General features: G+C 34.7%; 19 protein-coding genes. 12 read left to right on the forward strand and 7 right to left on the reverse strand.

What is annotated here, in order from left to right; genetic code table 11:
- Positions 1 to 90 precede the first annotated feature (90 nt).
- The 3 genes from N4T20_RS16610 to N4T20_RS16620 are packed head-to-tail and all read left to right on the forward strand — an operon-like array spanning position 91 to position 1,934.
- Entirely contained in the window at positions 91 to 507 is a 417-nt protein-coding gene (locus N4T20_RS16610) for a hypothetical protein (protein ID WP_260670236.1), read from the forward strand.
- On the forward strand, positions 504 to 1,277 hold the full coding sequence (locus tag N4T20_RS16615; protein WP_260670237.1) for a sensor histidine kinase: 774 nt from the start codon (positions 504 to 506) through the stop codon (positions 1,275 to 1,277). Before N4T20_RS16610 ends, N4T20_RS16615 begins: the two co-directional genes overlap by 4 nt.
- Positions 1,278 to 1,280: 3 nt before the next feature.
- Positions 1,281 to 1,934 (forward strand): response regulator transcription factor, encoded by a 654-nt coding sequence (locus tag N4T20_RS16620; RefSeq protein WP_260670238.1) that lies wholly within the window; start codon positions 1,281 to 1,283, stop codon positions 1,932 to 1,934.
- An 11-nt stretch (positions 1,935 to 1,945) separates the two neighbouring features.
- Here the strand turns inward: N4T20_RS16620 and aspT are convergent, their stop codons facing one another.
- The 4 genes from aspT to N4T20_RS16640 form a co-directional block, all read right to left on the reverse strand.
- Positions 1,946 to 3,622: an aspartate-alanine antiporter gene (aspT, locus tag N4T20_RS16625; protein WP_260670239.1), complete on the reverse strand. Its 1,677-nt coding sequence runs from the start codon at positions 3,620 to 3,622 to the stop codon at positions 1,946 to 1,948.
- 252 nt (positions 3,623 to 3,874) lie between these two features.
- Complete coding sequence (locus N4T20_RS16630) at positions 3,875 to 4,918, reverse strand: tetratricopeptide repeat protein (RefSeq protein WP_260670240.1); 1,044 nt, start codon at positions 4,916 to 4,918, stop codon at positions 3,875 to 3,877.
- A gap of 96 nt (positions 4,919 to 5,014) precedes the next feature.
- Positions 5,015 to 5,713: a LytTR family DNA-binding domain-containing protein gene (locus N4T20_RS16635; RefSeq protein WP_260670241.1), complete on the reverse strand. Its 699-nt coding sequence runs from the start codon at positions 5,711 to 5,713 to the stop codon at positions 5,015 to 5,017.
- On the reverse strand, positions 5,710 to 6,732 hold the full coding sequence (locus tag N4T20_RS16640; RefSeq protein WP_260670242.1) for a sensor histidine kinase: 1,023 nt from the start codon (positions 6,730 to 6,732) through the stop codon (positions 5,710 to 5,712). The genes N4T20_RS16635 and N4T20_RS16640 overlap by 4 nt, the downstream gene beginning before the upstream one ends.
- A gap of 141 nt (positions 6,733 to 6,873) precedes the next feature.
- Between N4T20_RS16640 and N4T20_RS16645 the strand changes: the two genes are divergently transcribed.
- The 3 genes from N4T20_RS16645 to N4T20_RS16655 all read left to right on the forward strand — a co-directional run bounded on the left by N4T20_RS16645 (position 6,874) and on the right by N4T20_RS16655 (position 10,887).
- Positions 6,874 to 9,261 (forward strand): outer membrane beta-barrel family protein, encoded by a 2,388-nt coding sequence (locus tag N4T20_RS16645; RefSeq protein WP_260670243.1) that lies wholly within the window; start codon positions 6,874 to 6,876, stop codon positions 9,259 to 9,261.
- 159 nt (positions 9,262 to 9,420) lie between these two features.
- Positions 9,421 to 10,008, forward strand: coding sequence for a TetR/AcrR family transcriptional regulator (locus N4T20_RS16650; protein WP_260670244.1), 588 nt, complete (start codon positions 9,421 to 9,423; stop codon positions 10,006 to 10,008).
- A 69-nt stretch (positions 10,009 to 10,077) separates the two neighbouring features.
- A complete protein-coding gene (locus tag N4T20_RS16655) occupies positions 10,078 to 10,887 on the forward strand; it encodes an SDR family NAD(P)-dependent oxidoreductase (protein ID WP_260670245.1) in 810 nt (269 codons plus the stop codon).
- Between the two features lie 273 nt (positions 10,888 to 11,160).
- Here N4T20_RS16655 and N4T20_RS16660 read toward each other — a convergent pair whose 3' ends face one another.
- Positions 11,161 to 12,252: a PepSY domain-containing protein gene (locus N4T20_RS16660; RefSeq protein ID WP_260670246.1), complete on the reverse strand. Its 1,092-nt coding sequence runs from the start codon at positions 12,250 to 12,252 to the stop codon at positions 11,161 to 11,163.
- Between the two features lie 54 nt (positions 12,253 to 12,306).
- The gene (locus tag N4T20_RS16665) at positions 12,307 to 14,688 is read right to left on the reverse strand and encodes a TonB-dependent receptor (protein WP_260670247.1); all 2,382 of its coding nucleotides are present in this window, start codon (positions 14,686 to 14,688) and stop codon (positions 12,307 to 12,309) included.
- 335 nt (positions 14,689 to 15,023) lie between these two features.
- On the opposite strand from N4T20_RS16665, the gene N4T20_RS16670 reads away from it, so the two are divergent.
- From N4T20_RS16670 to N4T20_RS16680, 3 genes are all read left to right on the forward strand, one after another.
- Complete coding sequence (locus tag N4T20_RS16670; protein WP_260670248.1) at positions 15,024 to 15,923, forward strand: carbohydrate kinase family protein; 900 nt, start codon at positions 15,024 to 15,026, stop codon at positions 15,921 to 15,923.
- Positions 15,924 to 16,131: 208 nt separating this feature from the next.
- Entirely contained in the window at positions 16,132 to 18,309 is a 2,178-nt protein-coding gene (locus N4T20_RS16675; RefSeq protein ID WP_260670249.1) for an HAD-IIB family hydrolase, read from the forward strand.
- Positions 18,310 to 18,484: 175 nt separating this feature from the next.
- Entirely contained in the window at positions 18,485 to 20,098 is a 1,614-nt protein-coding gene (locus tag N4T20_RS16680; RefSeq protein ID WP_260670250.1) for a glycosyl hydrolase family 32, read from the forward strand.
- A 333-nt stretch (positions 20,099 to 20,431) separates the two neighbouring features.
- Here N4T20_RS16680 and N4T20_RS16685 read toward each other — a convergent pair whose 3' ends face one another.
- Positions 20,432 to 20,788, reverse strand: a complete 357-nt coding sequence (locus N4T20_RS16685; RefSeq protein WP_260670251.1) for a hypothetical protein — start codon at positions 20,786 to 20,788, stop codon at positions 20,432 to 20,434.
- Between the two features lie 172 nt (positions 20,789 to 20,960).
- On the opposite strand from N4T20_RS16685, the gene N4T20_RS16690 reads away from it, so the two are divergent.
- Genes N4T20_RS16690 through N4T20_RS16700 form a run of 3 tightly spaced genes read left to right on the forward strand, consistent with a single transcriptional unit; the run spans position 20,961 to position 23,850 of the window.
- Positions 20,961 to 22,088 (forward strand): NAD(P)/FAD-dependent oxidoreductase, encoded by a 1,128-nt coding sequence (locus tag N4T20_RS16690; protein WP_260670252.1) that lies wholly within the window; start codon positions 20,961 to 20,963, stop codon positions 22,086 to 22,088.
- The gene (locus tag N4T20_RS16695; RefSeq protein WP_260670253.1) at positions 22,088 to 22,801 is read left to right on the forward strand and encodes a methyltransferase domain-containing protein; all 714 of its coding nucleotides are present in this window, start codon (positions 22,088 to 22,090) and stop codon (positions 22,799 to 22,801) included. Before N4T20_RS16690 ends, N4T20_RS16695 begins: the two co-directional genes overlap by 1 nt.
- Positions 22,798 to 23,850: a type III polyketide synthase gene (locus N4T20_RS16700; protein WP_260670254.1), complete on the forward strand. Its 1,053-nt coding sequence runs from the start codon at positions 22,798 to 22,800 to the stop codon at positions 23,848 to 23,850. The genes N4T20_RS16695 and N4T20_RS16700 overlap by 4 nt, the downstream gene beginning before the upstream one ends.
- Position 23,851 lies beyond the last annotated feature (1 nt).

Here is a 23,851-nt window from a genome sequence, read left to right on the forward strand (position 1 = left end):
ACTGAACTAGTAAATTCTATTTTAGTATATAACAATAAGTCAATTCGAATACCATTTATCATTAGCATTATTTTTCATGACATTTTTTGGATGCTAGCATTTAGAGAAAACGTAAACAATAAAAAAAGGTCCAATATTACACTATGCATTTTTGTTCTATTTTCTATTATCAATTTTATAATTGTAGAAATATTAGATGCGAATAATTATTACACTTTCATTTTTGGTGCCCTGCTTTACGTCATACTTTTCATTTACGAAAGTTACAGACAGTTAAGAGAAGAGAATTTAATGTATTTCTTATCAAATAATTATTTATTGTTGTTTGCGCCAGTCTATTTCTTTTTTGGAATGGGGTTAATATTAGGTTTTAAACCATTACAGGTTACAGGAATAATTTTGTTTGGTCAAGTTACGCTCTATGTTTTCGTTGTTAATATCGTTTGTATTGCCTACTACACTTTAATTAATATCTACATCTACAGAGAAAAAAACAACTGCAAATGAATCAAGTCGTACTAGGAATAATAATCGCCTTTATTTTTATTGGTTTAATACTATTTTTTTGTGTTATTCTGATCCGTCTTTATTTTAATAAGATAAGAAAGTATACAGAACTGCTTCACGAGAAAGATCTCAATTTTCAAAAGGCCGTTACTAAAACTGTCCTTGAAACTCAAGAGCAAGTACTGAATAATATTTCTCAGGATCTGCATGATGATGCTGGTCAACAGCTTACATACATCAATTTTCAAATAGAAAACATGAAATTGGATTCTCCCGAATTGGAAAAAATATTAGAGCCCGTATCACAATCATTAGGCAATTTATCAAAATCTATACGAAGCATCAGTCACGCATTAAATAGCCAATTGCTATTACAGCAAGATGTGATAAAAGCCATAATCACAGAAATAGAGAGACTGCAAAAGAATAATAAAATTGAAATTGCTTTCTCATTTGAAGAAATCGAAGTGAAAGAGTTCAGTGATAATGAGAAAATAATCATTTATCGAATATTTCAAGAATGTCTTAGCAATATTTTTAAACACGCTAAAGCCTCTAAAATGAGTGTTTCTATAACAACCAGCCCTCATTTTAAAATGATAATTACAGATAATGGCAAAGGATTTAACTCTGCCGATAAAAAAGACAAATTATCTTTAGGATTAACAAACATGGCCAGCAGAGCCAACAGTATAGCCTATCAGCTAGACGTAGAAAGCCAGCCAGGATCTGGTACTTTAATTATCCTTTCTGAAAATAAAAAAATTTAAAGTATGGAACAGACCACTATTTGTATAATCGATGACCATTCTATTGTAAGACATGGTCTAAAAGAATTGCTGCATAAAATGGGTAGCTACTCAGTAATCAATGAGTTTGATAATGGCGATGATTTCCTCCAGGCGATTCCAATAAGCCCAACACCAAATATTTACATCCTAGATTATTCTATGCCAAATATGAATGGTATTGAAGTATTAAAAGCCTTGGAAGAAAAAGAGGAAGAATTTAAAGTGTTATTGTTGACGCAACATCTTGACGAACAAATAATCGATGCTGCTTATCATCATGGAGCAAGGGGCTTTTTACATAAGAATTGTACAGCCCACGATTTGAAATTTGCAATTGACAATATTATTAATATAGGTTATAACAATGTTTCTGAAATTCTTAAGCGTGTGCGAAATTATGATAACAGCACTGAGAAGAAAAGGAATATTGTTTTAACTCAAAGAGAATTAGATTTTCTTAAACTAGTTTGCGACGAAAGAGAATTAACCTATGAACAGATGGCGGAAATTATGAATTTGTCCATAAAATCAATTGAAGCATACAGAGCATCCTTATTTGAGAAATACAACATCAAATCAAAGGTAGGACTTGTACTCTTTTCTTTTAAGTACCGACTGACAGAACCTTTTTTGTAACTAAGCAACTTTTAAGACATCATACCCACAAGTATTGGCCCGAAAGCAGTCAATAATATATTAGCTAATGCATACGGAATAGTGTAGCCTAAAACTGGAAATTTGCTCCCTGATGCATCTTGGACTGCTTTTAATCCAATGGTTGAGGTACCTGCGCCAGTTTGTGCTCCAAGTAAGATTATAGGGTTTATTTTTAATATGTATCTTCCAAAATACAGTCCGATGATATGGGGTATTATCGCAACCGCTACACCCGCAAGCAAAATGCCAAAACCAGTTTCTTTAAGACCTGATATAAAACTTGGACCAGCAGCTAAACCAACAAGTCCGATAAACGCTGCAAGACCAACGTTGTCAAATATCCACAAGGCGGGTTCTGGAATTCTGCCAAAAACAGGCGTTCTTGAATGCAGCCAGCCAAAAACAAGTCCCATGACCAATGCGCCACCGCTCGTTGTTAAAGTTACCGAAACTCCAAATAATGTTACCGAAAGCAAACCTAAAAGCCCCCCAAGGACAATACCCAAACCAACAAAAATAATATCGGTCTCAGGGCTTAAACGATCCAGATAACCTATTTCTTTTGCCGCTTCTTCCAGTTTTGCAGGTCTGCCCGAGAGATTCAAAATATCACCTCTGTTTAAAACCGTCTTTGATTCAAGCGGTATCTCATGGTTTTCTCTCGTTATTTTATTTAGCATTAATCCATGATAAAAACTGCTTTTTCGAAGAGACTTTACTGTCATCCCATCAATTGCTTTATTGGTGATGGTTACATCCAAATGTGCTAGCGGGAAATTTAACAATTCTTCATCCAAGACTTCTGGTCCAATAGAAAAGAGGCTGTCCAAAATGATTCCGTGCTGTGCCATAATAACCATTACGTCATCTTTATGGATTATTGTATCGGGTTTGGGATCTAGCAATTGATGTTTATGGCGTATGCGCTGAATAACAATATTTTTGTTCGAAATTAATTTTTCAAAATCACTTATACTGATTCCAATCCATTTCTCATTGGTTATTTTGTATGCCCGAATTATCCATCGCTGATAGGCGCTTTTCATTCCAGGGCCATATTCTGTTTCTCCTGAAATGGTTTCGGCCAGTTTATCGCTTTCTTCAACTAAATTAATGCCAAGCAGCTTTGGAGCGATTGCAGTAAGAAAGAAAACAAAGGATGTTGCTCCTACCAAATAAGTTACAGAATATGCTACCGGAATATTATTGATTAGTCTAGTTTTTTCAGCATCATCAAGATTTAAATGACTGATAGCATCTGAAGCAGTACCAATCACAGTTGATTCAGAAAATGCTCCTGCTAATAATCCTGCCGCCGTTCCTACATCATAACCTAAAAAAGTAGAAACAGAATATGCCACTAATAGACAGGCTAAACAAATTACCAAAGTGAGCAGTAATTGCGGAAAGGCGTTCTTTTTAAATCCTTGAAAAAATTGAGGACCAACTTTATATCCTGTTGAAAACAGGAAAAAATCGAAGAAAATAGTTTTTACAATACCTGGAATTTCAATATCCAACTGGCCAATTAGCACTCCGGCAAATAAAGTCCCAAGTACTACACCAATTTTAAATGTCCCAATTTTAATGCGCCCGATTAAGAATCCGAGAGCCAAGCATAAAAAAAGTGCCAGTTCAGGATGCGCTCTAAGTATAGCTGTAACCATATTACATTTTTTTCAGATAAATTTAATCAAAAAAAGAATACACTATATTTAAAACACTAATAAACAATTAATTATAATCGAATTAACTTAAAAAGAAAAAACGTAACGGATGTAAGTGAGCTAAAAATTAACGGGAGCACGTCACTCCTCTATGAATTTATTTATAAACAATATCCACATTATAACTACGGTTAAAACGTTAGTCTTGAATCGATAACTTTATTATGGTGGAGTTTAGTTATAACTAGAAAATTATTCACAATTTTTCAAAAACAATTGTTTGCCTTCTGCTTGACCCAGTATAGAAATTTCTAGCCATACTTTACAAGCATTTTCTTTATCTCCAGATTCAAAATATATGGCTGCTTTATTATATAGAGCATCTATATTCTTGGAATTAAATTTATACGATTCAGAAAAATATTCTATAGATTCTAAATATTTTTTCTCTTCATAAGCAATCAATCCTTTATTAAAGCAATCCGACGATTTTCTAATATCTTCCATTTTCACTCCATAAATTCTTTCAAATTCAGTTAAATCTGTTGTAAAAAATATTACCGAAATTCCCCAGAATGTTTTTGTAATTTCACTTTTTAGAACAAACGGAATTTCTATTGATTCATATTCTTTAAAAGCTTTTAAATTCCATTTTTCAAAAGAACTATCCATGACTTTTTTGACTAATCTTATTCTTGCTGAATCCTTTTGAGTTGCAAACGTAATTTCTGTCTTTATCTTTTTCTTGGCAGGATAAATTTTCAAGTTCCCAACTAACTCAAAATTTGAATAATTATTCTTAAATGCTTTATTCAAATCTAATTCAATAGTACCACTTGTTTTTGGTGAGAATAATTTGGAAGCAACTATATTTCTCTCATTCTTATTCTCTTCTTTAAATTTTGAAATTATTACTTCTTGTTTAATAAAATAGGATCTTTCAAGTTTATCATCAGCCAATCCATCAATTTTCTCACATAATATCAAAGAATCTTTAGTTACTTTTTCTACTACAAATCCAGAATATTGAGATGTCTTTATAAAATTATTAATCAGGGTAAAATCCAAACAGCTTTCATTTACTCTATGAACTGGATTTGAATTAATGCATAATTTTCCTTGATTAATTCTATACTCCATGTAACCTGAATCCTCACTAAATGTGCCAGATAGATCACTACCATCTTTCATTTCACCTCTATATTTTATCCAGTACCCTTCAATTTTTGAAGGATTGATTTGAGCATAATTTATGCTAAAAAAAAGAAGGCATATTACAAGGAAAAGTTTTTTCATTTAAAATTTAATGTCTCAAGATTTAGATAGTGTTTTTAAGGGATAAACATAATAAATAAATAAATCATTCAACTAAATTAATGCATTACGAATTTTTTAAACCAACCACTCACTAACCAATTTCCTATACGTCTCTCCTATTGGCAAGGCATTTCCGCTTTTCATTACAATCTGATTTCCGTCGATCACCTTTATTTTTTCTTTTGGAATAATATACGAACGATGAATTCTAATAAACTGATTAGATGGAAGTTTCTCCAAAATGTCTTTCATATTTTCTAAAGCCATGATTTTTTCATCATGCGTATGAATGCGGATATAATCACGTAATCCTTCTATGTATAAAATATCGCTTAAAGCAATTTTATAATGTTTTCGATCCGCTTTTACGAATAGATAATCATCGCCTGCTTTTTCTGTAACCTGAAAAGTTTCCTGCCAGCGAATGAATTTCTCAACACTTTGATAAAATCGATTAAACGTAATAGGCTTCAACAAATAATCAATCACATGAAACTGAAACGCTTCTAAAGCATATTGCGGATAGGCCGACGTAATGATAAAATTATATTTCTGATTGAACATCTGCATCAATTCGATACCTGTTAATTGCGGCATCTGAATATCAATAAAAATCAAATCAACCGATTCTGAATTTAAAACTTCAATCGCCTTAAAAATATCGCTGTCTGCATATAAAACATTCAGTTTGGAAATTTTTGAAGCATAATCTGCGATCAATTTTACAGCAAAAGGTTCGTCATCTAGAATAATGCAGTTTATTTTTTTATTCATTTTAAATCTATTTCAAGTTCGGCTGTAAAATGGTTTTCATCGTTTGCAATATTTAATTGATGCTTTTTTGGATAATGAATCTGCAAGCGCTTTTGCAGGTTATCCAAACCAATTCCGCCCAAACTATCTTTTTTCTGCGTTCCAATTTTATTTTTCACTTTAAAAATCAATTTTTCAGACGAAACTTTGAGCCCGATTTCTATGGCTTCAGAATCGGAAACCGCTCCATGTTTCAAAGCATTTTCAACCAAAGGCGATAAAATATATGGCGGAATTTCTTCAAATTCATTTTTAATTTCAGCATTAAAATCAACACGAACATTGTCCTGATGTCTTAATTGTTCGAGTTCAATATACGCTTTTATATAATCGACTTCGTCTGAAAGCTTAATCTTTTCTTTCTGCGATTCGTAAGTCGTAAAACGCATAATTTGGCTCAATTTATCAATTGCCATCAATGACTTATCTGACTGAAAATAAACCATTGAGTAAATATTATTTAAAGTATTAAATACAAAGTGCGGATTAATCTGTGCTTTCAAAAATTTGATTTCGGTATTCTTATTTTCTTCCAAAATAAGTTTGTTGTATTCCAAAAGGCGAATCGAATAAATGACAAACCAGAGAAACGAACTCAAAATAATTGACATACTGCTATAGTGCAGATTGTCAAGCATATAATTTAGAAAATTGACGTCGGTATAATTTACTTTATCGAACAAAACTTTGGTTACAATCTGCTCAAACACGAATCTTAGAGAAGTAAAAACCAGATACGAAACAAAAACTCCCGCAAAAAGCCTTTTCCAGCTAAAAGCTCTGAAAACGGTTTTCATTACGATCAAATAATGAAAATAAAATGTAATGATAAAAACGATAAAATAAGTGCAAAGAAACAGATCAGGCACAGAAAATCGCGCTCCAATCGGGTTTTTCACGAAAGTGAAATAAAAAATTAAAACCCAATAAATAAGATGAATTAGGCTTTCAAGTTTTTTGGTAATGGTTCCTTTATACATTCGGTATATTTTTAAAACAAAGATATACATTCAGTAAAAAGCATTTTAACGCGTTTGCAGATAAATCGGCGGGGTTTGTCGATAAAAATGGTTTTTAGGTTTTAATTCTAACAGTTTTGTCCTGTAATTAATTTTTAAACCATGAACAGAATCATTTTAGTATCAGTCTTATTTCTACTTCACATTAATGCATTTGCCCAACAGTTTACTGTTAAAGGAAAAATCATTAATCAGAACAAAACACCTTTAGAATTTGCAACTGCCACTTTATTAAAAGCCGATAAAACTTTTTACCAGCAAGCCTCTACAGATAGTTTGGGAAATTTTATATTGAAAGCCGAAAAAGGAGATTATCAGCTGATCATAGAACAATTTGGGACTGAATTCAGCAATAAACCTATCCGTATCGATCAGAATCTTGATTTAAGAGCATTGGAAGCAAAAGAACAGATTCAGCTTGATGGCGTAACAGTAAAATCGAGAAAAAAGCTGGTAGAGCAAAAAGTAGATCGATTGGTTTTCAATGTCGAAAACTCTGTTGTTTCAACTGGAGGCACGGCTTTGGATGCTCTTAAATCTACACCGACAGTAAGAGTCCAAAACGAAACTATTTCTATTGTTGGAAAAGGCGAAGTTTTGGTTATGATTGATGACCGCTTGAACAAAATGACTCAGGAAGATTTGGTAGCTTTTCTTAGATCAATTCCTGCTGACAATATCAAAAGCATCGAAGTAATTACAACGCCTCCAGCAAAATATGAAGCAGAAGGAAACAGCGGCTTAATCAATATTAGGCTAAAAACAGGCAAAGCCAACTCGTGGAATGCCAACTTCGGAACTACTTATGTGCAAAGAAGTTATGCAAGCGGAAACATAAATGGATTGTTTGTCTATAATTACAACAAATTGTCGCTTCAAGCTTCTATCAATAAAGGAAAAGACCAGTTTCGCACCACTTCTGACAGCAGAATCTATTATCCAAATGAAATTTGGAAACAAAACATTGCAACCAAATCCAAAACAGATTTACTGAGCATTGGTTTTGGTGCCGATTATAAACTGACTGAAAAATGGAGTTCTGGGGTAAAATATTTAGGAAGTTTTAATGAGCGGACTTCAGCAAATAATCCGCTGACGACCCGCTATAACACTTCTGGCGAAATCAATTCTTATATTTTATCTGATGTGAATGCCCAAAACAAACCTCAAATGAATGCGCTAAACTGGAATCATAATATTGCTTTGAATAACGAAGGCAAAAATATTACGATCGATTTGGATTATTTCAATTATCAAAAAGATGATTCTCGCGAATTTTCAGGCAATGAAATGGACAATCAGAAAGAAAATATTTCAGGAACTTATTTCGCGGCAATCAACTCCAACTTAAACCGATTGAAGAATTATTCTGCTAAAATAGATGTTGCTCTTCCTTATTCTTGGGCAAATATAAGTTTTGGAGGAAAAGGTTTTTATACCAATACCCAAAACAATCTGACGGTTTTTGACAATGAAACAGGAACTCCAATTCTTGATGCAAATTACTCTAATATATTCACTTACAAAGAATACAATGAAGCTTTATACTTTTCGGCCAATAAAAAAATAAGCGAAAAATGGGAAACGCAAATTGGCTTAAGAGCCGAAGCAACGCAAACTGAAGGCTATTCTGAAAACTTAAACCAAACCAATAAAAATAATTATATCAAATTGTTTCCTACGCTGTATGTGACTTACAGCGCCAACGACAATAACACCTTTTCGCTAAACTACAGCCGAAGAATTCGCAGGCCAGATTTTGATTATTTGAATCCGTTTGTCATTAGAACCAGTCCATTTTATTATTCTGAAGGAAATCCGTTTTTAAAACCATCTATAATTGACAATTTTGAGTTCTCCTATATCAGAAATCAAAAATGGGTTAATACGGTTTATTTTTCTCAGGTTTCCAATTTCGGACAGGAATTAGCCATTATTGATCCTGAGACCAATATCACCAAAAGCACGCCAATAAATTATGCAGACACTTATCAGATCGGGCTTTCAACGTATTACAACTTCAATACCTATTCTTGGTGGAACAGCTTTATGGGTTTCAATTTAAACTATCAAAATGTAAAATCGAGAACCCATCTTATTGCATCTGTAGACGGCTACAATGGTTATATTTACAGTAACAACGATTTTACCATCAATCAGTCTAAAACATTTTTCCTGGGCTTAAATTATGGTTTGCAATTGCCAGGGCGCTATCAGGTTTTTAATATTTCAACTTTGAATATTTTGGATGTTTCGGTAAAATTTCTGGCATTAAAAAAGAATCTTTCGATCACTTTGACAGGAGAAGATGTATTGAATGCTCAAAAACCATTAATTTCTTATTATTCAAACGGAATTAAAAACACCATGAAAAATTACGGAGATTCTAGAGCCTTCAGAATTGCTTTAAGCTATAAATTCGGAAACCAAAATGTGAAATCTAAAGAACGAAACTTTGGAAATGAAGAAGAAAGAAATCGTGCAAATTAATTTTTGATTTAGACAAAAACAGCTTTAAATATTGGCTTTCAGAACATTTTTAGCTGTTTTATCTATTTAAAAAACAATTCAATACAGAAAAAAAAATCAAAAACAATTTGTTTTTATGACCAATCGGTCATATATTTATACCATTAAATACAATCAGCCATGACAAAAGGTGAAGAAACCAGACAGTTTATTATAGAGAAAGCCGCTCCTATTTTTAATACAAAAGGAATTGCAGCTACTTCTATGAGCGATATTATGGAGGCAACTAAATTGTCTAAAGGAAGTATGTATGTTCATTTTGAAAATAAGAATGTTTTGGCCTGCGCAGCGGTAGACCACAACATGAAAGTATTGAGTTCTAAACTGGAAACTGCACTTAGAGAAGCAAAAGGCGCCAAAGAACAGCTTTATGCATATATCGAGTTTTTCAGCAATCCGATAAATCCTCCAGTATCTGGCGGATGTCCTTTGCTAAACTTCGGAACTGAAGCCGACGATACGAATCCAGCCGTAAAAGAGAAAGTAAATACTGCAATCAAACGAGGCCAGCAGCTCTTAACTTCGATCATAGAAAAAGGAATCGCTGATAATGAATTTGCTTCTGACTGGAATGCGGCAGAATTTGCCACAGCCCTTTTTGCAATGCTTGAAGGAGGGCATCTAATGTCTAGAATGTCTGGCAACAATGACAATATGAAAACAATAGAGAAAACGCTTAAAAAAATTATATCTGAAAAATTGATATAATTTTTTTTATCATAAAAATGACTGATTGGTCATATTTAAATTTATTAATAATTATAAAAAACAAATACCATGTCAAAAACAATTTTAATTACAGGAGCTTCAAAAGGATTTGGAAGAGCTTGGACAGAAGCTTTTTTAGCTAAAGGATACAATGTAGCGGCAACAGCTAGAAATCTTGATACTTTAAACGATTTAAAAGAAAAGTATGGAAATGCAATTTTACCATTAAAACTAGATGTTAACAATCGTCAAGAATCTATCGAAGCGGTTCAAAAAGTAAAACAACATTTTGGAACCATTGATGTTTTGATCAACAATGCAGGTTATGCGCTTACAGGAGCGGTAGAAGAAGCAAGCGAGCAAGAAGCAAGAGAACAATTTGAAACCAACTTCTTTGGGACATTGTGGCTGACGCAAGCAGTGCTTCCTATTATGAGAGCGCAGAAAAACGGTCATATCATTCAGGTTTCATCTATTTTAGGATTGGCAACTTTACCGACAGGAATGGGACTTTACAGCGCTTCTAAATTTGCTGTTGAAGGTTTGAGCGAAACATTAGCTTCAGAAGTGAAGCAATTTGGGATCAATGTCACTTTACTGGAACCAAACGGATACGAATCTAACATTTGGCATACTGGAATTACCAGTGAAAGTATTCCTGCATATGATGACATTAAAAGGGCTCTAGCAGAGAGAGAAAATATCTTTGGAAAAGTTGAAGCAACAGCTCCAATAGTGGTAAAATTAGTAGAAAACGAAAATCCGCCTTTACGTTTATTACTTGGAAAAGTGGCCTTTCCGTTTGTAAAACAAAGCTACGCGCAAAGATTAGAAAGCTGGGAAAAATGGAACGATGTTTCGGTTGAAGCGCATGGATAATAAACTTTTTTTCAAAACTAAGATTGTCATTCCGTAGGAATGTTTCGTCGGTAGAAAAAAAATCACAACCACCCAAATTCACGTTCCGTAGGAACGTTTGATGCCCATTATCATTTAAAAATTATATTCAAATCAGACGTTCCTACGGAACGTACAATAATGACAACAACATAATTTTTCTACCAATTATATGTTCCTAGGAACATATAATTTACAAAAAAACGGGATTATCTGAACAGCAATAATCCCGTTTTTATCTTTTAGTAGAAATTTCTAATTTTTAATTTTCTTACTCTTCTTCCCTTTCTTCCACCAAATAATAAATCCAGTTATAGGCAAAGAAGCGCCAATCAAACTTACCAAACTCCAGATTATTTTTCCTGTAAGCCCAAAGAAAACTCCTGTGTGCAAATCATGATTGCTCGCTTCGTAAACATCTGCAGCGTTGTTGTCTTTGTACAATTTTGTTCGCAGCATCTGCCCTGTTTTTCCGTCAAAGAAAAGGGTGTTTTGGTTTCTTGCCCAATCGTTCGGATAGGTCATTCTTAACCGAAGCTCACCTGTCTTTCTGATGGAAAATGAAACCGAAGCAGCACCTGGATATTTTGCATTTGCACTTTCGTAAATGTTATTGTAACGAACAGGAATTGTAGTCGAATCTATTCTGGCATTAGAAACCACTTCATCACCTTTTCTAAGTTTGCTTCCAGTCACCAAACTCACTCCTTTTTTGACAGTATCATATTTAAAATACGTTCCCGAAAAAGCAATTAAAAGCAGAACAATAGAAGCATAAAATCCTAAAACTTGATGCAGATCAAAATTGATTCTTTTAAAAGAACCGCTCCATTTTATCTTTAAAGATTGCTTGAACTGGCGTCTTTTTTTTGGAAACCATAAAACTAGTCCCGTTAGAAGCATAACGATAAAAATCACAACCGACCAGCCTTGAATTAACTCTCCAACTTCTCCCAACAATAAAGTTCGGTGAATTTCCAAAACCGTATTCAGCCAGTCTGCTCCCTGCTGGTTGATTAAAGTTCCATCGTACGGATTAAAATAATACGTCTTTTTCTTTTTGGTCGAAATTTGAACTGCCGCATTCGGCTCTGCCCTATCTATTTTTAAAGCCGTTATTTTCTGCTTAGGCTCAAGACGTTCGTAATTTTCAATTATTGTTTTTAACCCAATAAATGGCTTTTTCTGAACAGGAACATGAAGATATTCCTTGTTTGCAAAGTCACGAATTTCTTCTTCAAAAACATAAAGAAATCCTGTAATGCTCACTATAAAAACAATGAGGCCCGATGCTAAACCGAGCCACAAATGTATTTGTCTGATAGTATTTTTAAAACCTTTGGTCATAATTTGCAATAAAATCCAAATGTAGAAATATCATTTTAAATGATGAATTGTATTTTAGAATTTAAACGTAATATTTCCTGTAACTCTCGTTGGGTTTTGAGCCGCTAAACGATATGACCAGTATTTTTCGTTGGTAAGATTATCTACTTTTAAACCTAATCTGAATTTTGGCCTATCATAAAATACAGAAGCGTCTAAAACCGTATAAGAAGGAATGCTGAACTTGAATGTCGAAGTATTGGTCTGGTAATACTCGCTTCCATAAATTCCTCCAAAACCAAATCCAAAACCAGAAGCTGCGCCCTCTGTCAATCTGTAGCTTGCCCAAAGATTGGCAGTTGTTGGCGAACCCGCTGTTGTAGGTCTCAAACCATTAATGCTCGGATTGGCTTTTGTGTATTTACTGTCGTTATAAGTATACCCCGCCACAATATTCAAACCTTTGATCGGGTTGGCAATCAGCTCGGCTTCAAAACCTTTGCTCAATTGCGTTCCGTCCTGAATTTGAAAGTTTACATGATCAGGGTCATCACGCGTAATATTTGTCACTTTGATGTCATAATAGCTGAAAGTAGCACTGATTTTATTAAAGTCAAGCTTAACTCCACCCTCTAACTGATTCGCCTGATTTGGTTTAAAAGTATTTCCATAAAAATCAGATCCCCCAACATTGTTAAACCCGTTCATGTAATTTCCAAAAACAGAAACTTTTTCTTTAACCACTTGGTAAACTGCACCAAATCGAGGAGAAAACGCCGTCTGATTGTAATTTCCAGCAATAGAATCACGGCTCGGATAATATACTCCTTTGTTGATATAACGATCGGCTCTTACACCTCCCATTACCAACAATCTATCCGTCACATTCAACACATCTGACACATAAGCACTGTACGTTCTTTCGTTGTTTGACACCATATTAGTGTAAGTAGCATTTACAAATAAAGGCTCAATTTTATTGATTGTAAAATTATTGTAAGCATCGCCAGGTTTCCTAAAATTAAGTGCCGGCATATTTACCGTTGCATCATTACGCGTTGCGCGAAGACTGTAAAAATCTAGCCCTGCCACTACTCTATTGCGCAATTTTCCTATTTTAAAATCACCGTTAAAATTCTGCTGAATATCGGTTCCGTAATACGGATAATCCTGATTGGTAACCTGCTGTCTCAAAGTTTCATTGCTCAACATCGTCAAAGCCACCACATAACCTTCTGATGACGATCTCGTACGCGAAACGATAGTCTGCGAAGTCCATTCGTCTGAAATTTTATATTTTAACTGGGCAAAAATATTATACTGCTGCCCTGTATAATTTACTGTATTATTGGCAAATGAAAGATTATACGGAATTCCAAGTTCTTCTATGCTATGAGCCTTAGCATCAGCTTTTGTATAAGGCGTTAATCGTGTTGGAGACGTTCCTTTTGAGGCGCTAAATTCGGCATCAATTAGTAAAGTCAATCTTTCGTTTACTTCATAAGAAAAGCTTGGCGCAATAAAAAAGCTTTTATTAAAACCTGCATCCTGAAAACTTCTTTCGCTATGCAATGCCGTATTGATTCTAAAAAGAGCGGTTTTTTCTTCATTTAAAGGCGTATTAATATCAGCCGTTAAACGATTCAAATCCCAATCGCCAGCAGAAAAAGAAACTTCTCCTTTAAAGAAGTTGAAAGGCTTTTTGGTCACTCTATTAAACAAACCTCCAAAAGAAGAAATTGTACTTCCAAACAAAGTTGCCGATGGTCCTTTAATCACCTCAATACGCTCCAAATTTGACGGATCAATTGAATTATATGTAAAACTTCCCACACCGTTTCTTACCAATTGAGGCGTTACAAAACCTCTAGAAATATTGGTTGTTCTCCCTTGATTTCTCACTTCGGCGATACCTGCACCAGGAACGTTTTTAAAAGCGCTGTTATAATCTGTAATAACCTGTTCCTTCATAAGCTCCTTACTCACAATCGTATAAACCTGAGGATTTTCCATGTTTTTCAGTTTCATTTTAGAAACTTCTTCGCTTTCTTTTCTGGCAAATCTATTTCCTCCCGAACTTACAATTACCTCTTCTAATTTTTGCGAAGTGTAAGTCAGCTCAAAATCAAGCGTAACTTCTGTGTTGTTTTGATCTACGATAACCGAAGCCGGAGACGATTCATAACCATTTAGTTTTATCTCGACCAGATACGTCCCGAAAGGAATATTTTTTAATTGATAAGTGCCATCAGAATCAGTGGTAGCAGTTTTATTTAACTCTGAAATTTTAACTGTTGCGCCTTGTAAATAATTTCCGTCTTTGACAATAGCCTTACCCGAAATTGTACCAACAGTAGATTGGGAAAAAGCCGTTTCTGAACCTGCCAAAAGAATCAAAAAGGCTGTAAACACTTGACATAAAACATTGTTTTTAAGTGTTTTGAAAATTGTTTTCATATAAAAATTGTAATTTATCCTTATTTAGACTGGTTACAAATATATAAACGAGAACGGAATTCTTAGCAAAAGATTAAAACTTTATTAAAAAATAATTAAAAACCATCGGCAAAAAAATTATACACTTATAAACAGGCAGAAAAATCGATTTTGCAAAACAAATTAAGCCTTTTTCCATTTGCTCTTTACAAGCTAATTTTCAATCTCTTACAGCTTTAAAAAAGCAATTCACATAAAAAACAGGTTGCACAAGCCGTTATTCTTTTTTATTTTTATGAAATCTGATGAAACTCTACTCATCCGATTTAATGATTAAAAAACAACGACAAATTATAATGAGCAACGACAAAAAACTAAAAGCTGTAGCTTTCGGAGAAGTACTGTGGGATATTTTTGGCAATCAGAAAAAAATTGGCGGAGCACCTTTAAATGTGGCTCTTCGAATGAAAGCTCTAGGTGTTGATTCTACCATGATTAGCTGTGTCGGAAATGATGCAGATGGAGAAGCCATTATTAACGAAGTCAATAAATTAGGTTTAAATACCAATACCATTCTAAAATCTGATTATTTTCCGACAGGATTGGTAAATGTAACATTAGACGAAAGCAAATCGGCTACTTACGAAATCATTTATCCATCTGCCTGGGACAAAATTATTCTCAACGAAGAAGCGAGAGAATTAGTAGTAAATTCAGATGTTTTAATTTACGGAAGTTTGGTCTGCAGAGACCAAGTCTCTAGAGAAGCATTAAACGAATTGCTTAACACCCACACTTATAAAGTTTTTGATGTCAATCTACGAAAACCACACTACGATTATGAAACCCTGCAGCATTTAATGCAATCTGCCAATTTCATCAAATTTAATGATGAAGAAATTATGGAAATCAGCGCAGCTCTTAATTCTCCTTATAATACTTTGGAAGAAAACATGAATTTTATCTGTTCTCTAAGTAATGCTACTGCGATTTGTGTTACGAGAGGAAAAGATGGTGCCTTATTATTATGGGATAAGCATCTTTATGAAAATGAAGGCTATACCGTAAAAGTCGAAGATACCGTTGGTGCAGGAGATTCTTTCTTAGGAGCTTTGATCACTTCTCTTTTAAACGGGAAAGAGCCTCAAGCCGCCTTAAATTTTGCCTGTGCAACTGGAGCTTTAGTCGCTGGATCGGCAGGCGGAAACCCCGAAATTTCAATATTTGACATTGAAAATTTAATCAATAAAAATTAATGCTTCTTAAAAACATAACATCCAAACCCGACAGATTTTTAATACCTGTCGGTTTTTTTATTCTATTTCAAATCCATCAGTCTTTTTTTATAGTTAAAGCATTAGCTTAATCCTTCAAACATGGGAACTATGTAAATTTAAACTGGAATTATTTCTTCCTAATCAATATGGGCGCAGTAACTTGTGTTTTCAAATAATACAAGGAAGAATGATGAAAAAATTACGAATTTCACTTATCAACATACATGGACTTTTGAAGGGTTCTGGTCTAGAAATCGGACGGGATGCAGACAATGGAGGTCAGACCAAATACATCTACGAATTAGCAGAATTTTTATCCCAGCATGAAGATGTAGAACACGTTCATCTTTTTACCAGATTAATAGACGATCCTGCCCTTTCGCCAGAATATGCAGTGCCTGTCGAGATCATCAATGATAAATTGGATATAAGACGAATTCCGTTTTTGGGGAAGAAGTACAAGCCAAAAGAACAGCTTTGGGAAGGTCTTGATATTTTTGTAAATGGAGCGATGCAGCACATCAAACAGCACAACATTTTCCCCGACTGGATTCATTCCCATTATGCAGATGCAGGCTATGCCGCAGCCGAATTATCAGCCGTTTTAAATATTCCTTTTGCGCATACAGGACATTCTTTAGGGTTTTACAAAAAGAAAAAATTAATCGAAAGCGGAGAAACTGAAGAAGAACTCGAAAAAAAGTTTAAGTTTAAAACCCGAATTGCAGCAGAAGAAAGAACCTTAGAACTCGCAGAATTTATTGTCACTTCTACCGAACAGGAAATTGAAACCTACAAAGCATACAAAAACTTCGAATTAGGAAAATACCACGCCATTTCACCCGGAATCGATACGCGAAAATTCGTTCCTTATTACTATCAGGAAAACGATTCTGAGAAAAACATGGAAGAAATACAGCGAAAATACTGGGTTCAAGAAAGCATTTCCAAATTTCTTACCAATCCGCACAAGCCTATTATTCTGGCACTTTCGAGGCCTGACCGCCACAAAAACTTGAACACTCTAATTGAAGTTTACGGAAAAGACAAAGAGCTGCAAAGTATTGCCAATCTGGTCATTTTTGCTGGCATTAGAAAAGATATTGCCAAAATGCCCGAATCGGAGAAAAATGTTCTTACCGATTTGCTCCTTTTAATGGATAAATACGATTTGTACGGAAAAATGGCCATTCCGAAAAAGCACGATGTCGAAAATGAAGTTTCAATTATCTATCGTTATGCTGCCGAAAAAAGAGGTGTTTTTGTGAATTTGGCACTGCACGAAAACTTCGGCTTAACCGTTATCGAGTCGGCTAGTTCGGGGCTTCCTGTTGTGGTGACAAAAAACGGCGGGCCTTCTGAAATTATTCCAGTTTGCCAGAACGGAGAGTTAGTCAATCCCCAAGAAGAAAGCCAGATAAAAAAAGCTTTGAGAAATATTTTAACCGATGAAAATCAGTGGAAATATTACTCGAATAACGGCGCGATCAATATTCAGAAATATTACAGCTGGATCAGCCACGTCAACCAGTATGTGGATTTGATCAACGAAAATCTGTCCGTCTCCTCGGCTGGAATCAAAAAACAGCACTATCCCAATATCAATATCAGCCGATTAAAAAGAAAAATAGATCATTTATTGGTTTCCGATATTGACGGAACATTGATTGAACCCAAATTGGCCAACCCGGGTTTAAAAGAACTCAAAACCCATTTAATCAATCGCACCGATAAAATGGCGTTTGCAATGGCTTCTGGAAGAAATCTGGCTTTGGTCAAAAAAGTAATTGACGAAGAAGAATTTCCCCTGCCCGACTTTATCATTTGTTCTGTCGGAACAGAAATCTATTACACCAACGGAAAGGATTATATTTTAGACAAAGGATGGGCAAAATTTCTGTCTGGAAGATGGAAAAGAGACGATATTGTAAACAGGTTAACAGCCATTAAATGGATAAAATTGCAGGAAGAAGAAGCTCAAAATCCGTATAAAATCTCCTATTATTACGACAAAGAACAGTACAATCATGACGAATTAATTGCTGCTTTAGGAACAGGCTGGTATAAGGTCAATATTATTCCGAGTCATGGCCAGTTTTTAGATTTTATTCCAAAAAGGGCTTCCAAAGGCAATGCTATTAAGTTTTTATGCAGAAAATGGTCTATTCCTTTAAGCAACGTCATTGCTGCAGGAGATTCTGGAAATGATATTGATATGTTTAGAGGTCCAGTAAAAGGAATTATTGTCGGAAACAGAAGTGCAGAACTCTTGGCGTATCAAACAACCAAAAGCATTTATGTCGCTAAAACTTCAGCTTCCGAAGGAATTTTAGAGGGTTTAAAATATTATAAGATTATAAAATAAGCCTTTGAGCATAATTTTTTTTAAACACATAAAAACATAGATTTTTAATCTAAACTAAAGAGCAAAAAAAGAAACTAGTTTCTAACACATAGAAAGTTAAACAGCCAACTTTGTCAAAGTCTACAGCTATGTGTTTTATTTTAAAGTGAAATGCCTTTCTAGACAAAGTGAAGCTATGTTTCTATGTGTTAGAAAAAAAGCCAAGAAATTAGAATTCGGAAAAATTGGTGCAATTGAGGCAAAAAAATATACTAACAGTTTAAAAGTAAACAATAAAATGTATTCAGGTTCAGGATTTAGCAATTGGGAAATTGGAGATGTCGATGTATTTATAGATGAGAAAGGAATTCATCATTTATTTCATTTAATCATTCCCAATCACGATTATATTGCCCACGCGGTATCTAAAGACGGTCTTTCGTGGAAACGAGTAAAAAACGCCTTATTTGTAGGCGATCCAGGAGAATGGGATGATGATATGCTATGGACGATGCATATCAGTAAAAAATCGGATGGCGAAGGTTACGAAATGTATTACACTGGCTTGAAACGTCAGGATAAAGGAATTGAACAAAAAGTAGGACGAGCCATTTCTACCGATTTAATTGCTTGGAAGAAAGAAAATCTATACGGTCTTCCTTTTAAAAGTGAAGCGCCACATTATGAAGGCCCGAACAACAATCCGCGCCAATGGATTAGTTTTCGCGACCCTTTTAAATACCAATACAAAGGTGACGATTATTTGCTAATCTGCGCCCGAAGCGCCTCTGGACCAACATACCGCAGAGGCTGTATTGGTGTTGCCAAAAGAGAGAAAGAAGGTTTTGTGCTGCAGAAACCGCTTCATATTCCGTATGTATATGATGACGTCGAATGTCCTTGTGTTTTTGAAATTAAAGGCTCACATTATCTTTTAGGATCGATCAGAGAAGATATAAAAGTGCGTTATTGGTCTGCACCTGAGTTTAAAGGCGAATACAGCGCTTTTCATAATAATGTTTTAATGCCTCAGGGAAATTATGCCGCAAGGGTTGTCAAAGAAGGGAAACATTTTTTAGTCTATAATTTTTATTTCGCAGACGGAAATGTCAATACGCACCGCGTAATTCCGCCTCCAAAAGAACTCGATGTCGACAAAAGCGGACGGCTTTTATTGAAGAGCTATTATTATTGGCAGAAACTCTATAAAAAAACCATTCTTCAAAAAGATCTTCCTCTTCCTTTGCCGATTTTAGGAAATCCAACAGCCGAATTTGTTTTAGAAAATGAAAGCAAATGGCGCTTTGGATGCCGAAGCGGTTACGAAATATACGGTTTCGAAAAACCTTCTAACGATTTTGTCTGGGAAGGAACTTTGTCTGTTGAAGGAATGGGAAAAACAGGTTTTGTGATTGAATGTGACAAAGAAGGAACGGGATATTATATTTCGATTGATTTTATGAATGGTTTTGTGCAGTTTAGAGCTTGGGGATTTAATGAGAAAGACGTCAAGAATAATTTTATCTTCGAGAACATTCAAACCAACCAGTTTGAAATTGGAGAAGAAAAACAAATTTCTTTTAAAATCATCCGCTACGGAAATTATTATGAACTCTCCATTAATGACATTGTAAAACTGACTTTACTGGATTTTAAATACAGCGAAGGAAAAATTGGCATTTATGTCTGTTCTGCTGTAATTTCAATCAGTGATTCTAAAATTCATGTCATTCCAGAACCCGAAAATGAATATGCAGCTTCAGATCCTGAAAAATATGATAATGAATTGCAGCCAAATTCTATTGTGTAATAAACTTTGTCAAAGTTTTGAACTTTGACAAAGTTGGCAACTAGCTTTCCATATGTTAAAACTTATTCTTCTTCAGTTTTTCTGCAGTCTCCATGTGCCCGTACTTCTAACACATAGAAACATAGATTATTGAAATCTTAAAAATAGGCGTTTCACTTTTATAAAACGCATAGCTGTAAACATTAAACTTTGTCAAAGTTTTGAACTTTGACAAAGTTGCCCGTTTAGCTTTCTATGTGTTAGAAACTAGTTTCTTTTATTGCTCTTTTGCACTAGAGGGTAAATTCTATGTTTCTATGTGTTAAAACTTATTTTTCTTTAGTAAAAACTATTCTAATTTAATCGTTCTGTAGTTTCCATTCTTAAACAGTGCTCACTCCCTAGATAAAGCGGATTTCCGTGTTTCTCCGACCAAAATCCGTCCAAAACATCTTTTGTGATGCATCTGTACACCGCAACGCCTTTGTACGTTTTGCTGTCGTCGCCTTTGTAATTGAAATTAATCACTAAAATATTGTCTTTAAAAAAACCTGTCCCCTTTTGCAGGTGAGAATTGATAACCCAATGTGCTTTAATTCGATTATTTTGGTCTAAAGCCAAAGTCAAAACCCCTTTGTAGGTAATCTCATTGCTTTCTTCTTGATTGCTTCCTGAAATAGAAAAAGTGCCTACTAAATCTTGTACCGTCATTTGTGAATGCTGCTATTTTGGGGCAAAAGTAAAAATTATCTTTTAAAAGAATTTCTTTTAATTTTTTTACCATAAAATTCATTTTAGCCTTTTAAGAGAAAAGTTGAAATTTTGTTAATTTATTATCGAATTAAGTAAAGTACGTTTGAGATTTTATGACTAAATTGGTAGTATGAGAACAAATCCTGACGTACTTATTATTGGTGGCGGTCTTGCTGGTCTGGCAGGCGCTTTGCACTTGTCCAAAAAAGGATTGAAGGTTGTGCTTATAGAAAAAAACACCTATCCTAAACATAAAGTCTGCGGAGAATATATTTCAAATGAAATTCTTCCTTATTTATTTTGGCTTGGCATTGATGTTTCAAAATTGCATCCCACAGCAATTTCAAATTTCGAATTTACAGCACAAAACGGCAAAACCGCTAAAACAAAACTTCCATTGGGCGGTTTCGGAGTCAGCCGTTATAAGTTGGATCATTTTTTATTTCAAAAAGCGGTCGAAAACGGCTGTACCATTATTACAGAAACGGTTACGGATATTTCTTTTGAAAATGACATTTTTACCGTAACAACATCCAAAGAAATTCTTTCTGCAAAAATAGTTTTGGGCGCTTTTGGCAAAAGATCCAATATCGATCAGGTCTTGTCAAGAGATTTTATTGCTAAAAAATCGCCGTGGCTTGCTGTCAAAGGGCATTATGCTGGAAATTTTGATCAAAACCTTGTGGCGCTGTACAATTTTCAAGGCGGTTATTGCGGCGTTTCAAAAGTTGAAAATGATGTCATAAACATTTGCTATCTAGCCGATTTTGAAACTTTCAAAAAATATAAGAATATTGAAGAGTATCAGAAATCTGTGCTTTATAAAAATAAGAAACTCAAAGCAGTTTTTGAAAATAGCACTTCCCTATTTGAAAAACCAATAACGATAAGCCAAATATCATTTGACAAAAAAGAACCTGTAGAAAATCACATATTAATGATTGGCGATACCGCAGGATTGATTCACCCCATGTGCGGCAATGGTATGGCAATGGCTATTCACAGCGCTAAAATTGCTTCTGAACTGGTATTGGATTTTTATTATGGAAAGATAGCATCAAGAAGCGAATTTGAGAAAAAGTATATTCAAGAATGGAAAAAACATTTCAGTAAAAGATTATTCTTTGGAAGACTATTAGCCAAAGCGCTCACACACAAAAATTTTACGCATATAATGACGACTGTTACGGCTTCGATTCCGTCATTACTTTCCATCATCATCAAACAAACGCATGGCAGCCCCATAACAATCGAATAATGAGTGTAAACACTAAATATAGAACAGAAGAAATTGAAATAATGGACGATTTTTCGCTTGAAGGCGAAGAATTGATCGGCGCTTTAGATCAGATTGCTGCAATCAATCAATTGCTTGGAGGTAATAAATTAACGCTTCACGGAATAAAAAAACTTTTAAGGAAAACTGATATTTCAAAAACGATAATAATCGCCGATATAGGTTGCGGCAATGGCGATATGCTGAGAATGCTTGCAAAATATGGAAAAAAGTGCAATCTGAATTTTAAACTCGTTGGCATTGATGCAAATGCTTTTACAATTGCTTACGCTAAGATGCTTTCAAAAGATTTTTCAAACATTGAGTATCTCTGTATGGATATTTTTAGCGAAGAATTCAGCCAATTAAGATATGACATTGTTTTATGCACCCTAACGCTCCATCATTTTTCAACAAATCAGATAGAAGAAATAATGGATGTGCTGAACAAAAACGCTTCAATGGGCATTGTCGTAAACGATTTGCACCGAAGCAAACTTGCTTACCGCTTATTTCAACTGATTGGCTATGTTTTCAATCTCAACGATATGTCTCGCAATGACGGATTAATCTCTATTTTAAAAGGGTTCAAAAAGAACGAATTAGAACATTTGTCTAAAAAATTAAATTTAAAAAACTACTCCATAAACTGGAAATGGGCATTTCGCTACCAATGGATAATTACTAAAATATGAGTGTCAAAATAATCACAGCTGTTAAGCAGCTTCCGCAATATTCCAGAACAACAGAAGAAATTCTTCCGCTTGTCGATGTCTGGCTAGAAGGTCAGGAAGAACGTTTTATCAAAAAAGTAAAAAAGATATTTGAAGGAGCTTCTGTAGATAAACGGTATTCTATCATGGAACCTTCGGAGGTTTTTACTGCCACTTCATTTGAAGAAAAAAATGACATCTACAGTCGCGAAATGATTGTTTTAGGCCATCAGGTTCTCGAAAAAGCATTGGGCAAAACAGGTTGGGATCCACAGAGTTTAGACTACATTATCACGGTAAGCTGTACCGGAATCATGATTCCTTCGCTTGACGCTTATCTGATCAATAAAATGAAATTGCGACAAGATATCGTTCGGCTTCCTGTAACCGAAATGGGCTGCGCGGCTGGAATATCTGGAATTATTTATGCGAAAAATTTCCTGAAATCAAATCCTGGCAAACGTGCAGCCGTAATTGCGGTAGAATCGCCAACAGCAACTTTCCAGCTGAATGATTTTTCGATGCCGAATATCGTCAGCGCAGCCATTTTTGGCGATGGCGCTGCCTGTTGCCTGTTATCCTCGAAAGAAGAAGATTTAGGTCCTGAAATTATCGACGAACAGATGTATCATTTTTACGATGCCGAACACATGATGGGCTTCAAACTCACCAACAGCGGATTGCAGATGGTTCTCGATATTGAAGTTCCAGACACCATTGCTTCGCATTTTGAGGAAATTATCCATCCTTTTTTAAAACAGAATAATCTAGAAATTAAAGATATTGACCACATGATATTTCATCCCGGCGGAAAAAAAATTGTCACAACCGTCGAAGCGCTTTTTGCTGGACTGGAGAAAAATATTGATGATACTAAAGAAATCCTCAGGGATTATGGCAATATGTCGAGCGCTACCGTTTTGTACGTTCTGGAAAATATTATGAACCGAAATCCGAAAAAGGGAGAAAAAGGTTTAATGCTAAGTTTTGGCCCAGGTTTTTCGGCACAAAGAGTTTTATTGCAATGGTAAT

The sequence above is a fragment of the Flavobacterium sp. TR2 genome (assembly GCF_025252405.1).
Taxonomy (GTDB): domain Bacteria; phylum Bacteroidota; class Bacteroidia; order Flavobacteriales; family Flavobacteriaceae; genus Flavobacterium.